At 61.3% G+C, this 13644-nt stretch carries 10 protein-coding genes and 1 pseudogene; 9 read left to right on the forward strand and 2 right to left on the reverse strand.

The window, feature by feature from the left end; genetic code table 11:
* Nucleotides 1-13 precede the first annotated feature (13 nt).
* Nucleotides 14-733 carry a fimbrial biogenesis chaperone gene (locus ACP15D_RS05585; RefSeq protein WP_424956561.1) on the reverse strand — a complete coding sequence of 240 codons (720 nt, stop codon included), beginning with the start codon at nt 731-733 and terminating at the stop codon, nt 14-16.
* Between the two features lie 119 nt (nt 734-852).
* Entirely contained in the window at nt 853-1599 is a 747-nt protein-coding gene (locus tag ACP15D_RS05590) for a hypothetical protein (protein WP_424956562.1), read from the reverse strand.
* A 433-nt stretch (nt 1600-2032) separates the two neighbouring features.
* Between ACP15D_RS05590 and ACP15D_RS05595 the strand changes: the two genes are divergently transcribed.
* The 9 genes and pseudogenes from ACP15D_RS05595 to ACP15D_RS05635 all read left to right on the forward strand — a co-directional run bounded on the left by ACP15D_RS05595 (nt 2033) and on the right by ACP15D_RS05635 (nt 13584).
* Nucleotides 2033-2914 carry a tyrosine-type recombinase/integrase gene (locus ACP15D_RS05595; RefSeq protein ID WP_424956563.1) on the forward strand — a complete coding sequence of 294 codons (882 nt, stop codon included), beginning with the start codon at nt 2033-2035 and terminating at the stop codon, nt 2912-2914.
* A gap of 13 nt (nt 2915-2927) precedes the next feature.
* A pseudogene (locus ACP15D_RS05600) lies at nt 2928-4152 on the forward strand (IS91 family transposase).
* A 574-nt stretch (nt 4153-4726) separates the two neighbouring features.
* Complete coding sequence (locus ACP15D_RS05605; protein ID WP_424956564.1) at nt 4727-5095, forward strand: nuclear transport factor 2 family protein; 369 nt, start codon at nt 4727-4729, stop codon at nt 5093-5095.
* A gap of 298 nt (nt 5096-5393) precedes the next feature.
* On the forward strand, nt 5394-7535 hold the full coding sequence (locus tag ACP15D_RS05610; protein ID WP_424956565.1) for a molybdopterin-containing oxidoreductase family protein: 2142 nt from the start codon (nt 5394-5396) through the stop codon (nt 7533-7535).
* A gap of 75 nt (nt 7536-7610) precedes the next feature.
* Nucleotides 7611-7916 (forward strand): 4Fe-4S dicluster domain-containing protein, encoded by a 306-nt coding sequence (locus ACP15D_RS05615; protein ID WP_424956566.1) that lies wholly within the window; start codon nt 7611-7613, stop codon nt 7914-7916.
* A 20-nt stretch (nt 7917-7936) separates the two neighbouring features.
* Complete coding sequence (locus tag ACP15D_RS05620; RefSeq protein WP_424956567.1) at nt 7937-9292, forward strand: FAD-dependent oxidoreductase; 1356 nt, start codon at nt 7937-7939, stop codon at nt 9290-9292.
* Entirely contained in the window at nt 9280-10323 is a 1044-nt protein-coding gene (gene moaA, locus ACP15D_RS05625) for a GTP 3',8-cyclase MoaA (RefSeq protein ID WP_424956568.1), read from the forward strand. Before ACP15D_RS05620 ends, moaA begins: the two co-directional genes overlap by 13 nt.
* Nucleotides 10324-10387: 64 nt before the next feature.
* Nucleotides 10388-11905 carry a PLP-dependent aminotransferase family protein gene (locus ACP15D_RS05630; protein ID WP_424956569.1) on the forward strand — a complete coding sequence of 506 codons (1518 nt, stop codon included), beginning with the start codon at nt 10388-10390 and terminating at the stop codon, nt 11903-11905.
* A gap of 224 nt (nt 11906-12129) precedes the next feature.
* Nucleotides 12130-13584: an FAD-dependent monooxygenase gene (locus tag ACP15D_RS05635; RefSeq protein WP_424956570.1), complete on the forward strand. Its 1455-nt coding sequence runs from the start codon at nt 12130-12132 to the stop codon at nt 13582-13584.
* Nucleotides 13585-13644 lie beyond the last annotated feature (60 nt).

Here is a 13644-nt window from a genome sequence, read left to right on the forward strand (position 1 = left end):
AACAATGGCGCAGTTATCGTTCGTTGCGGTATTCGAGCGTTACCCGTTGCCCGGCGACCGGCGCATCGAGCGGAACGACGAAGCGGCGCCGTTTGCCTGGCTCGACGACGCCGAGGCCGACTCGCACGCGCATGTCTCCGGGCTGCAGAACCGTCTCTCCGATACGGAGTGCAGTGCGCGAAATCAGCGCGTGAACACCGGTTGGGTTCTCGACAAGGATCGACAGCGCTGGCTTGCCGTCGGCTGTATTCACTGCCTTTGCATCTACGAGCCTCAGGTCCGACCGCCCATTTGGAGGCGACACGACGACAATGGCGCCGAATGCCTGGGTGATCTGCACCACGGGCTTGCCCGAGCGGTCGCGCAGCGGAAGTTGCGTGGCCATCACCAAATAAGAGCGGCGGACGTCGGGTTCCCCGACCCACTGCACGCGGAATACCTGTGAAGCGCCCGGTTTGATCATTGCCGCCGATGGGCTGATCAACAGGGTCTCGTCGTCCACCGGAGTTCGGATGGACTTGCCATCCTCGGTGTAGCTCAGCGTCTCTACGGTGACCTCCACCGCCGCGGGGGCAGCGCCGTCGTTTTTGACGACGAAGTGCGATCGGGAGCCGCTGCCCGAGGCAGACAGCTCCATGGACATGGGCGTCATACCCAGAGCCCAGCCGTGGCTACTCACCAGAAATAGGACCAGAGCAGCTAAAACGGCGCCGCCGGCACGAATACGCATCATGGCAACATGGATCCACGCATGAGGATACGGTCCGGATCCTTAGGATCCAGAAGCAGATGATCGTGGCGAGCGATTATCTCGTGCCACGACCGACCTTGCTTTTCGAAATGAAGGCTCGACTAATTCGTGACGATGGTGACCGTCAGCACGTCATTGTAGGTGCCGGGAACTAAGAATCCGGGGTCCACGGGCGTGATCGTCAAAGCCACATCCGATAGAGCGGGAAGCAGCAGCGCTTCGCACTCCTTAAATTCTTCTCCCCCGATGAGGGCGTTGTTTGTGCTGCTGAATAGACAGCTGAAGCCCGCACCGTCGGCGATGGTCAATGACGCGTCGTAATCGAAGTAGTTCTTGGCCAATGGGGTGGCCGCACCCGTAGTTGTCACAGCGCCGTTCTCGGACTCAAGCGTCACCGTCGCGGGCGCATTGCAGTCAATCACGGCGAGACCGTTGTTGATGTAGGGGGAGAGCTTGATCGACGATTTGCCCGGATCGGAGAAATCGGCAACGTCCATGTACGTCGTGGGCGCGGCTGGTATGAGCGTGCAGATTGTATCGACTGTTGCGGTGATCTGCACCTTGCCAGATGCTTCGGCGGCATGCGCCTCGCCCTGGACGATCATCGAAACGGTAAGGGCAATAATCGCCCCGATTACGCCACGCTTCATACTCAACTCCTTGCAACCAGCACGCGGGAAATTCCCCAAGATGCTTAAGTTGTAGAAATTGCTCGGTGCACTCAAGGCAGAAAGAGTGCCGTTCAATAGCAAACCGGCGACGTGTTGCTGACTTATGACAAAATGTAAAATAATAGCCATTTGCCGGCCAATTTGGCGGCGGCCCGCGCAAGAATTGATCAGTCCCATCGCGATCGTCTGCTCAATGATGGGCCGCTCGGTGCCATCGAATGCGGCTTTGGAAAGGTGCAGTCATCATCGGACCGACCGACGAATTCCCTCCCCATCGCCGATCCCGGGTGCGAGGTTCGACGACGATCCAAAGGGGAGTTCTGCAACACAATCCGAAGAAGAGCGGACGTGGTCCTAACAGGGAAGACGACACTCTTCGCCAAAGGCGCGACGTCCGCAAACTCGGCACAGCCGATATCGCGTCGAACACGCTGAACGGTCGAGATGCCGAGTTGAACGAACCCGCTCTCGCGGGAGAGCGCTGCGCGCGAAGCTCTGAGCCCGCGGCTCAGGATGCGCTAACCAACTGACCGGCGCACGGTAACGGAACGGGCGCTCCGTCTTGAGGATCGAGGGGTCAAGCACTCCAACCTCAAGACAGGAGACCCCGATGAGCGAGAAGCCCATCAGCCCGCTGCGCGCCCGCATGCTCGAAGACATGACGGTCCGCAACTTCGTACCCGCCACCCAGCGGGAGTACATCCGCGCCGTCAAGAAGCTCGCCGCCTTCCTGAAGCGTTCGCCCGACACCGCGACAGCCGACGACCTTCGCGCCTTCCAGGTTCACCTGTCGGAGAGCGGCGCCAAGCCCGGTGTCATCAACGCTACGGTGACAGCGTTGCGTTTCTTTTTCAACGTCACCGTCGGCAAGGCGGAGACGACCCGCCTGCTGGCCTTTGTCTACGAGCCGTTGAAGCTGCCACGTGTCCTGCCGCCGGAGGACGTGCTGCGGATGCTCGAGGTGACGCAGTCGCCGAAGTCCAAGGCCATGCTGAGCGTCGCCTACGGTGCCGGTTTGCGCGCGATGGAGGTCGTGACGCTCAAGGTTGCCAGCATCGACAGTCAGCGCATGCTGATCCGCGTCGAGCAAGGCAAGGGACGCCGGGATCGCTCCGCTATACTTTCGCCGCAACTCCTGGAGCTGTTGCGCGACTGGTATCGGATCGCCCGGCCGCGCATCTATCTCTTCCCCGGGCGCGACAAGGTCTCGCCGATGACGCCGCGCCAGTTCAACCGCATCGTCCACGAAGCGGCGCGGCTCGCAGGCCTGCCGGCATGGGTGTCGCCGCACACGCTGCGGCACTCGTTCGCCACGCATCTGCTCGAGCACAACATCGATGTACGCGTCATCCAGGTGCTGCTCGGGCATGCGAGCCTGGATTCGACGGCCCGCTATACGCACGTCGCGACGAACATCATCCGCTCCGTGATGAGCCCGCTCGATCGGCTGAAGCTGTTGCCCGTACCCACGAGGCAGGAACCGCCGGCGTAGCGGCCGGCACCTCGTGCCTCGTCCTGCTCTGGAGGTCGCGGACATCTTCCGCGACCACGGTCCCGCATGGCGTGCCGCCAACCGCGAGCACGTGAGCGTGCCGCAGCTCAAGGTGATGAGCGCCATCGAAGACTGCCGCACGGCGGTCCTCGGCGGGCACGTCGCGCGCTGCGAGAACGCTTTGTGCGGTTTCACCTCCATTGCCTACAACAGCTGCCGCAACAGGCATTGCCCTAAGTATCAGGCGGCGCAGTCGCGTGATTGGATGGCAGCGCGCGAGGCAGACCTGCTGCCCGTGCCATACTTCCACGTGGTGTTTACGTTGCCGGCGAAGCTCGGCGCCATTGCCTTCCACAACAAGGCGATTGTCTACGATCTGCTGTTCAAGGCGGCATCGGAGGCGATGCTGACCATCGCGGCCGATCCCAAGCATCTTGGGGCCAGGATCGGCATCATCGCCGTGCTCCATACCTGGGGCTCGGCGATGACGCACCATCCGCACGTGCACATGATCGTGCCGGGCGGCGGCATCTCGCTGGACGGCACCCGCTGGATAGCGACGAAGCCCAGCTTCTTCCTGCCGGTGCTGGTGCTGTCGCGCCTGTTCCGGCGCCTGACGCTGGAGAAGCTCGCCGCTGCACATGCCGCGAAGAGGCTGACGTTCTTCGGCGCCATCGCCCCACTCGCCGATCCGGCCGCCTTCGGGAAGCTCCTCGCTGCGCTGCGCAGGAAGCGCTGGTTCGTATATGCGAAGGAGCCATTCGCCGGGCCTCGGCAGGTGCTCGCCTACCTGTCGCGCTACACGCATCGGGTCGCGATCTCGAACAGCCGCCTTGCTGAAGACCGACGGCAACACCGTGACGTTCCGTGTAAAGGACTACCGCTCCCATGGCCATGCTCGCCATACGACGATGACGCTCGACGTGCCCGAGTTCATCCGCCGCTTCCTGCTGCACGTGCTGCCCAAAGGCTTTCACCGCATCCGGCACTACGGCTTGCTTGCCACCGCCGCGCGTGCCGAGACCATAGAACGTGCACGAGAGCTCCTCGGTGATCTCGAGCCAAGTAGCGAAGCCTGCGACGACACCGACATCGACGCTGACGATGGCGCCGACCTGCCACCATGTCCCTGCTGCGGCGCGCGTCTGCGCATCATCGAGAGGTTCCAGCGCGGCGAGACGCCGACGCATACACCATCACCGTATCGGCAGTTCGTCTTCAGGTTCGACAGCTCATGACTGGCCAACGCGCTCACCGCATTCGTCGTGCGCAACGCTGGTCCACAGCCGGCAGCCAATACCTGTTGCGCGTTGTCAGCCGATGCACCACTGCCGCGGCATCGCTATGCTGATGGACATGTTGGAGGCAGCTTGCATCCGCCAAGAAATCGTCTCCGGCGACCACGCTGCAGCGTCATCGGCCTCGTCGGCGAGCCGCTCAAAGCCGCAATCCCCATAGAGACGGCTGAGCCGTTACGTCAAACCGTCCCGCGGGTTCCTTCTCCTCAGGCTTCCCGACGCCAGCTGGCGAGGCCGTGGCGAGCGCGTGCATGGGCTGGCATCCGTACCCCTCAGAGTTTGCGGACGTCGGCGCAGGACGGCTCTAATGCACCGGCCTGGGTCACCGCGATGTCCGCTCTGCTGAGAGAATCAGACGCGAACCCATCGGCTGGAACAGGGTTGTTCGACACATACTAGAAGTCGCGACATCTCATTCGGCCTCAGCAAAATCCGTGTCCTTGGCTCTATGCCTGACCCTGTTCGACTCCTAGTCATGGCCTCGCATATTTCATGCGAACCGATGGAGAGGACGATGACGACAACCCCCGCTCAGGACTACGATGACATCACCAAGGCAGTGCAGCCCTATCTCGAAGGTGCCAAGGCCGGTGACGGGAAGGCGATGAAGGCGGCCTTCCACAAAGACGCAACCGTTTACGGTTACCTTGGCGATGCCCTTGTGGCCGGCCCCATGTCGCTGATCTACGACTGGGCGTCTTCGATTGGCCCGGCCCCGAAAATCTCTCCGCGTATTGTGAAGGTCGATGTCGCCGGTACCGCTGCTAGCATGCGGATCGAGGTCGATAACTGGCAGAAGCACCGCTTTACGGACGTCTTCAACCTTCTGAAGATCGACGGCAAGTGGACGATCGTCAGCAAGATATTCCACACCCACGCCTGAAACAGGGGTTGTTCGGCAACACCGGATAGAACGCGGGCGCGCAGCAATGTGCGCCCGTGTCAATTTCTCCTGTCACCTGTCCGATGCTTGTGCAGACGCTGCAGCAATTGACCAATTGCAGTGCAACAAGCCAAGCGCGCGACACTTGTCGCCGCAGAAAGACTTTGGCCTCAAGAAAAACGGCCCTGCTGGCCCTTTCTGGTGAGGCGCCCCGTTCCTAGCCTGTCACATCGCATTGCGCCAATTCACGACTGTCAGGGGCGCAATTCGGCACCGTTCTCAGGCTCAGGAGATGCCGATGTCAGCCCATACTGCAGAGACCAAGATCGTTCGAGGCGCATGTCCCCAGGATTGCCCCGACACTTGCGCGTTTCTCTACCATGTCGAGGATGGGAAGCTCGTCGAAGTGACTGGCGATCCCAATCACCCGATGACCAAGGGCGGTCTCTGCGTCAAACTCAAGAACTTTGCCGACCACCACTATCACCCTGACAGGCTGCTCTATCCGCTTAAGCGTGTCGGCGCGAAGGGCTCCGGCCAATTCACGCGCATCACCTGGGACGAGGCGCTTACGACCATCCGTGATGAGTGGACCAACATCATCCGGCAATACGGCCCGGAAGCGATAATGCCCCACGCCTATCTAGGGCATCAGGGCACCATCAACGGTCTGACTTCGGGCGACGCGTTCTTCAACCGTCTTGGCTCTTCGATCGCAGAGAAGACCTACTGCGAGTCTGGATCTTCAACGGCGTGGCTCATGACTGTCGGCCCGACGGGCGGTCTTGAGGTCGAGAGCCTAGCCCATTCGAAGTACATCATCGTGTGGGGCATGAACATGGTGAACACCAATCTCCATGCATGGCCCTTCATCCTCGAGGCGCGGAGCAAGGGCGCGAAGATCGTTGTTATCGATCCCGTTCGCACCAAGACGGCCAAGCAGGCTGATTGGCACATTCCGCTTCGGCCCGGCACTGACGGTGCGCTAGCCCTTGGCATGATGCACGTCATCATGTGCGAGCAGGACCTCGTCGATCATGACTACGTCCAGAAATACACGCTCGGCTTTGAAGAACTGAGGGCGCGCGCAGCCGAGTATCCGCCGGAGCGCGTGGCCGAGATCACCGGCGTACCGGCCGAAGACATTCGCAAACTTGCTCGCGAATACGCGACGACTCAGCCCTCAGCGATCCGGCAGGGTGTTGCAATTGAACGCAGTCCTGGCGGCGGCGATGCGGTACGCCTGATCACCATGCTTCCTGCGTTAACCGGAGCATGGCGTCATGTCGGCGGCGGCACGATCGAGATGCCGATCTGGGAGTTCCCGTTCAACTTTGACTTCATGTGCCGTCCGGATTTCATCAGGCCCGGCGCTCGCGTCATCAATGAGCTCGATCTCGGAGCGGCGCTGACCGGCGAGCTGGGACTGCTGCCGCCGATCCAGTCCCTCTTCGTCTATAATTCGAATCCTGTCTCGCAGGCGCCTGATGCCAGCAGGATCGTGAAGGGCCTGCAGCGCGAAGACCTTTTCATGGTGGTGAGCGAGCTCTTCATCACCGACACCGCCAAGTATGCCGACATCATTCTGCCGGCTGCGATGCAGGCTGAAGTGTTCGACCTCATGGTAACCTGGGGTCATCTCTATGCGCAGTTGAACCAGCCCGCGATCCCGCCGCCCGGTGAATGCGTTGCGAACGCCGAGCTGTTCCGCCGGCTCGCCAAGACGATGGGCTTTAACGACCCCCATTTCACGCTCTCGGACGAGGAGATGGTAGTCGGCAGCTATCACTGGGACGCACCCCAGTTCGAGGGCATCACTATCGAGAAGCTCAAGGAGGTAGGATGGCTGCGGCTCAACGTCGGCCTGCCGCATGAACGCAAGCCTCACGCCGAGGGCAACTTCAAGACGCCGTCGGGGAAGTGCGAATTCAAGTCCAGTCTTGCCGAGAACGGCAACTTCGTCGCCGAAGTCTGGCGGTCAGGCTACACCGGTATGCAGCCGCGCAACTACGTCGATCCGGTGCCGGACTACATCCCGCCGGGCGAGTCGCCGCATCACAGCCCGGACCACGCAACGCGCTTCCCGCTCAACCTGATTTCGCCGAAGCCGCACTCGTTCCTCAATTCTCAATATGGAAACGAACCGATGCAGCAGAAGCGCCAGGGCGAGCAGCTCATCCTTATCAACCCGCGCGATGCCTCGACCCGAGGTATCGGCGCTGGCTCCTACGTCAAGGTGTTCAACGAGCGGGGTGCCTTCGAGGCGAAGGCGGAGCTGAGCGAAGACGTGATGGTCGGGATGCTCATGACCAATGTCGGGCACTGGCCTGGGCATAACCGGATGGGAAGCGCGGTGAATGCGACGACGGCACCGCGGCACAGCAATCTCGGCAATGCGAGCGTCTATTCGGACAACCTAGTTGAGGTCCATGCCATCTAAGTAAGCGCGGAGCATTGTGCGTGCTCCGCGTCCTACCAGCAAAGACATCAACGCGTATGAAGGGGAGACAACGCGATGCCTCATGTGGTGACGGATAATTGCAGTGACTGCCGCTTCACCGACTGCGTGTCGCATTGTCCCGTGGAATGCTTCCACTCAGATGCGGAACGGCTCTACATCGATCCTGATGTCTGCATTGATTGCAGCGCATGCGTCGACGCGTGCCCAGTCCACGCCATCTACGAGAACTTTGATCTACCGCCCGACAAGGCCATCTGGGTGCAGATCAACGCCGAGCGTTCAAAAGCCCTGCCCGTCATCCGCGCCAGGCAGGAGCCGTTGGCGACTGCCGCATCGCGCCGGGCCGAACTCGGGTTCTAGGACATCAGGAGTTGGACGGAATGAGTAGCCCTATCCACGTAGCGATCGTCGGCAGCGGGCCAAGCGGCTTTTACGCTGCCGACACGCTCCTGAAGTCCGGGCAGCCGGTGCTGATTGACATGTTCGAGCGGCTGCCCACGCCGTTCGGTCTGGTTCGCAGCGGCGTCGCGCCTGACCACCAGAAGCTCAAGCAGTCAATTCAGGTCTTCGAACAGATCGCAGGATCACCTGCCTTCAATTTCTTCGGCAACGTCACTATCGGCGAAGACATCAAGGTCGAAGAGCTGCGGCAGGCGTATCACGCGGTCATCTTCGCGTGCGGAGCGCAAACTGACAGGCGCATCGGAATTTCCGGCGAGGACTTGTCCGGCAGCCATACAGCGACCGAGTTCGTTGGCTGGTACAACGGCCACCCGGATTACCGCGACCGCAGCTTCGATCTGCAGCAGGAAGTCGTCGCCATCATCGGCCAGGGGAATGTCGCAGTAGATGTCTGCCGCATCTTGACCAGACCTGTTGACGAACTGCGGTCCAGTGACATCGCTGAGCACGCCCTAGAGGCCCTCTCTCAAAGTCGCGTGCGCGAAGTGCATGTCATTGGCCGCCGCGGACCTGCGCAAGCGAAGTTCACGACCAAGGAGCTGCGCGAACTGGCGTCGTTGACCGGGGTCACCGCGACCATCGAGCCTGCGCAGCTGCGGCTATCTCCCGTATGTGAAACAGAGCTGGCGCACCCGACCGCTTCCAACGCGAAGAAGAACTTCGACGTATTCGGTTCGATTGCTGCCAATGTGCCGGCATCTGATAAACGCCGAATCCATTTCGAGTTCCTCGCGAGTCCAATCGAGATCCGGGGCAAGGACCGGGTCGAGGGGCTGACCCTGATCCGTAACCGACTCAGCGGCGAAGCGTTCTCGCAGCAGGCCGTTGCGACCGGGGATCCGTTCGAGCTCAGTTGCGGACTGGTCTTCCGGAGTATCGGGTATAGAGGCGAGCCTATTGCCGGGCTGCCGTTCGACGCCGTGAAAGGTGTCCTTCCAAATCAGCGCGGCCGTGTCGGCCAGGACGGCGCGCCGCTTGGCGGCATATACGTGACTGGCTGGCTCAAACGCGGACCTAGCGGGATCATCGGCACCAACCGGGCCGACAGCATTGAGACCGTTGAATCCATCCTGGAGGATTTGGGAAAGGCCACAGTCTGGGAGGCGCTAGGCATGGCCGCTATCGAGACGACCATCAGCGGCCTTCGCAAGAAGGTGGTGGGTCTCAGTGACTGGCGCGCAATCGACGCGGCCGAGATCGAGCGTGGCGCGGCGAGAGGAAAGCCGCGCGAGAAATTTACGCGGATCGAGGAGATGTTGTCATGCTGTCCGTAGCGGCGCCTGCGCGGCAGTCGGATAGCTACCAGCCAGAGAGCCTTGTCGATCGCTTCGGCAGGAAGATCACCTATCTCCGGCTATCCGTGACCGACCGGTGCGACTTACGCTGCGTTTACTGCATGTCAGAGACGATGAAGTTTCTGCCAAAGAATGAGCTTCTTTCACTCGACGAACTCGATCGGCTTTGCGCCGCCTTTGTTAATCGGGGCATCCGCAAGATCCGGATCAGTGGAGGCGAGCCGCTCGTTCGACGCGACATCATGGGGCTTTTTCGAAGGCTCTCCCATCACATCGACTACCATCGCCTCGACGAGCTGACCCTCACTACGAACGGTACGCAGTTGGGAAGGCACGCACGCGAGCTTTGGTGCTGCGGCGTGAGGCGTATCAATCTATCGCTCGACAGCCTAGATGCAGACCAGTATCGCCGCATCACCAGACGAGGTGATCTCAAGGATGCGCTGTACGGTCTCGATGCCGCTCAAAATGCCGGTCTCGCCGTCAAGATCAACGTGGTGGTCCTGAAAGGGATAAACGACCACGAGATAGAGGATCTGATCCTTTTTGCGCATGATCGCGGCGCGGACATATCGCTTATTGAGACGATGCCGCTTGGCGATGTCGGTGTTCATCGCGCGGATCAATACGTCTCGCTGTCAGCCGTGCGCGAGAGTCTCGAGCGCCGGTTCACCCTTGAAGAAAGCTCGTATGCTTCGGGTGGGCCCGCTCGTTACGTGACAGTGAAGGAGACGGGTCGCAGGCTGGGCTTCATCACGCCGCTCAGTCATAATTTCTGCGAGAGCTGTAACCGCATCCGTGTCACCTGTACCGGCACGCTCTATTCCTGCCTTGGCCAGAACAACGCTATCGATCTCCGCGCGCCTTTGCGGGCTAGCGCGAACAACCAACTTCTGGACCATGCCATCGATGCAGCCATCCGTGACAAGCCTGCAGGGCATGATTTCAGCGTCGAGCGGACCGCCGGGAGGGCAGGGATCGACCGGCATATGAGCGTGACGGGTGGATAATGCCAATGGTCCCCGATCGCTACGGTGTTATGCTCCTGCAAGCGCGTGCCGCAGGAGGTGAGTGTTGGAACTTGATCTGAAGCTGGACAAGGAGTCCGGCGAGACCCTCCAGAACCAGGCTTTCGAGCAGATCCGCGATCTCATTCTGCGGGGTCTTCTTCGGCCGGGGATGATGTTGCCGCCTACGCGTCAACTCGCAGAGCAGCTCGGCATTTCTCGGAACACGATCGCGCTTGCCTATGACCGCCTGCTTGCAGAGGGATATACGGAAAGCCGCGGCCGTTCCGGCACCTATGTAAGCCGTTCGCTGCCTGATGAAACCCTGACCGCTGGTGCGGGCAAAAGCGCGGCGCACGCACGCGAACTGGAGTTCCCGTCTCCGCTCCTGTGCTTCGCCGGTCATCCGCCCAGTCTATCGCGACCAGACTCGGGCCAGCCTGTCATCGACTTTTGGGTTGGACGCTCCGATCCCAATTCGTTTCCTGTTGAGACGTGGCGCCGGCTGTTACTGCGCAAGATGTCGGTGGGCGGCGCGAACCTTACCGAATACGGTGATCCGGCAGGTTTGTCCGAGCTTCGTGTCGCCATATCCAATCACCTCGGACGAGCGCGCGGCGTTCTTGTTGCAGCCGAACAGGTGATCATTACGAGCGGCTCGCAGGACGGTCTCAATCTCATTTGCCGCCTGCTCAACACCAACGACCATCCCTTCTACATCGAGAACCCGTGTTATCAGGGCGCCGCCTTTCTGTTCCGCAGCCTCGGTGCGGATCTGCATCCTATCCCGGTGGACAAGAACGGCATGGTGGTGGAGAAGTTGCCGCGCGACCGCGCAGGCGTTGTCTTCGTAACGCCATCCCACCAATACCCGACTGGCGCCACGCTTTCGCTTGAGCGGCGGCAGCAACTGCTGGAATGGGCGCGTGAGACCAACAGCGTCATCATTGAGGACGACTACGACAGCTACTTCCGCTATGACGGCCGTCCCATCACGGCGCTCGCCGGTTTCGATGCTCATCGCCGCGTGTTTTATCTCGGCACCTTCTCAAAATCCCTCGGCGCAGGACTACGACTCGGTTTCACCGTTGTGCCTTCCGAGCTGGCCCATCCCGCGCGCATCGTGAAGTCACAGATGAACCATGGGCAGCCATGGCTGGACCAGGCCGTGTTAACGGAGTTCATCGAAAGCGGGCTGTACGAACGGCACCTGCGCCGCGCGCGCAAGCTCTACAAGAGCCGCAGGGATTGCTTGATTGAGAACCTGCATCGTGTTTTCGGCCAGGTTGAGATCTCTGGAGCCGATAGCGGTCTGCATATCGTGTGGACACTGCCCAAGGGCTGTCCGGATGCGGCGGTGGTCCAGCAGCGTGCGCGTCTGCGGGGCGTCGGCGTTTATGCGCTCAACAGCGGTGCGGCTTTCGATTTCGACGGGAGTGCAAGTCGTCAATCGCTCGTGATGGGCTACAGCTCCGTCAAGGAAAAGGACATCGAGACTGCCATAAATCGGCTAGGCGAGTTGCTCGACGACATGCGCAGCGAGTTCACACCGTATCTTGCATTCTCGCGACCCAAGAGCGCGTAACAGCCTGTGACCGTCCGGCGGGACGGCATGCCGCCCGCCATCGATATCGAACCGCGGGGATGGAACAGGGCGCACGCAAGCATCGAGGCTCAAGCGTGTCACAACGGGCTGAAGGGCGGGATTAAACGCTCCTCGCCCACTCTGACATGTAGCGCGCAAGGGCCTTGCTTCAAGACCCCGGACATATACTAGAAAAAGTGCCCATTGCGAAGCGCGGAGGGCACATGTGCGAACACGCTGTAATCATTGCCGGCGGCGGCCCGACTGGGCTGATGTTAGGCGCCGAGTTGAAACTGGCAGGTGTGGACGTCGCCATCATCGAGAAGAGAGCGCAGAAGGACCGTGTTCAGCCGGGCGCGCTCGGCCTCCATGCCCGCACCATCGAGGTCTTCGATCAGCGTGGCATCGCCGACCGTCTCCTCGCCGAGGGGAAACCAATGCAGGTGCTGGGCTTCTCCGGCGTACGATTTGACATCAGCGCATTTCCGAGCCGCCACCCTTACGGCCTCGCGCTCATCCAGAAGCACAGCGAGCGCATAATTCTCAATTGGGCCGATGAGGTCGGCGTGCCGATCATCCGCGGCGTCGAGATCATAGGTTTCACAGAGGACGCCTCAGGCATCGCCGTCGCCCTCCGCGACGGCCGGCAGTTGCGGGCTCAGTATCTCGTCGGCTGCGACGGCGGGCGCAGCTTTATCCGCAAGGCTGCGGGCATCGCCTTCCCCGGATCGGATCCAACCGTCAGCCATCTCCTCGCCGAAGCCAGAATGACCAGCGAACCTGAGTGCGGGCTTCGCAGCGACGCGATCGGCACCCACGCGCTGAGCAAGACCGAAGACGGCAAGATTGGAATCCTGGTAACCGAGCGCAGCATCGAAGTCGCCGACCCGACGCTCGACCATCTCCGCGAGGGCCTGATCGCCCACTATGGGTCCGACTACGGCATCCACAGCCCGGCCTTCATTACGCGGTTCACCGACATGACCCGGCAGGCAGAGACCTACCGTAAAGGTCGGGTGCTCCTGGCAGGTGACGCGGCGCACATCCACTATCCGGCCGGCGGGTTCGGAATGAACCTAGGCATCCAGGATGCGGTCAATCTCGGATGGAAGCTCGCGCTGGTGGTCAACGGCGCAGCGCCCCACTCGTTGCTCGACACCTATCATGCCGAGCGGCATCCGGTTGCCGCTAGGATGCTTCGCTACACGATGGCCACAGTCGCACTCAGCCGCTCCGACGACCGCACGCAAGCCCTGAGCGCCATCGTCAGCGAGATCGTCGGCATGGGCGAGCCGCAGCTCGTCACGGCCGGTCGGATGTCCGGTCTCGACATTCGCTATGACCTTGGAGAGGGGCATCCGCTCCTTGGTCGCCGGATGCCGGACCTTGATCTTCCAACGGCTGAAGGCCAGGAGCGACTCTATATGCATCTGCGGGAGGCCCGGCCAGTGCTTCTCACTCTAGGCTGCCCCGGAAGCGTAGATGCGGGCCTATGGTCAGATTACGTCCGGACCGTCCATGCAAACTACGACGGTCATGAATGGAACCTCCCGGTGACCGGCGCGGTTTCGGCACCCTCGGCGGTGCTGATCCGCCCCGACGGGTATGTAGCCTGGGTTGGACAAGGGACGCATGCGGGCCTCGTTGAGGCTCTCACCGCTTGGTTTGGGATGCGATAGGTTGGCAGATGAGCTCAGCAAGCTGCCCAGTCGGCGCGATCCATCGGCGGCCAGGCTTAG

The organism is Hyphomicrobium sp. 1Nfss2.1 (genome assembly GCF_965243865.1).
In the GTDB taxonomy this organism is placed as follows: Bacteria; Pseudomonadota; Alphaproteobacteria; order Rhizobiales; family Hyphomicrobiaceae; genus Hyphomicrobium_A.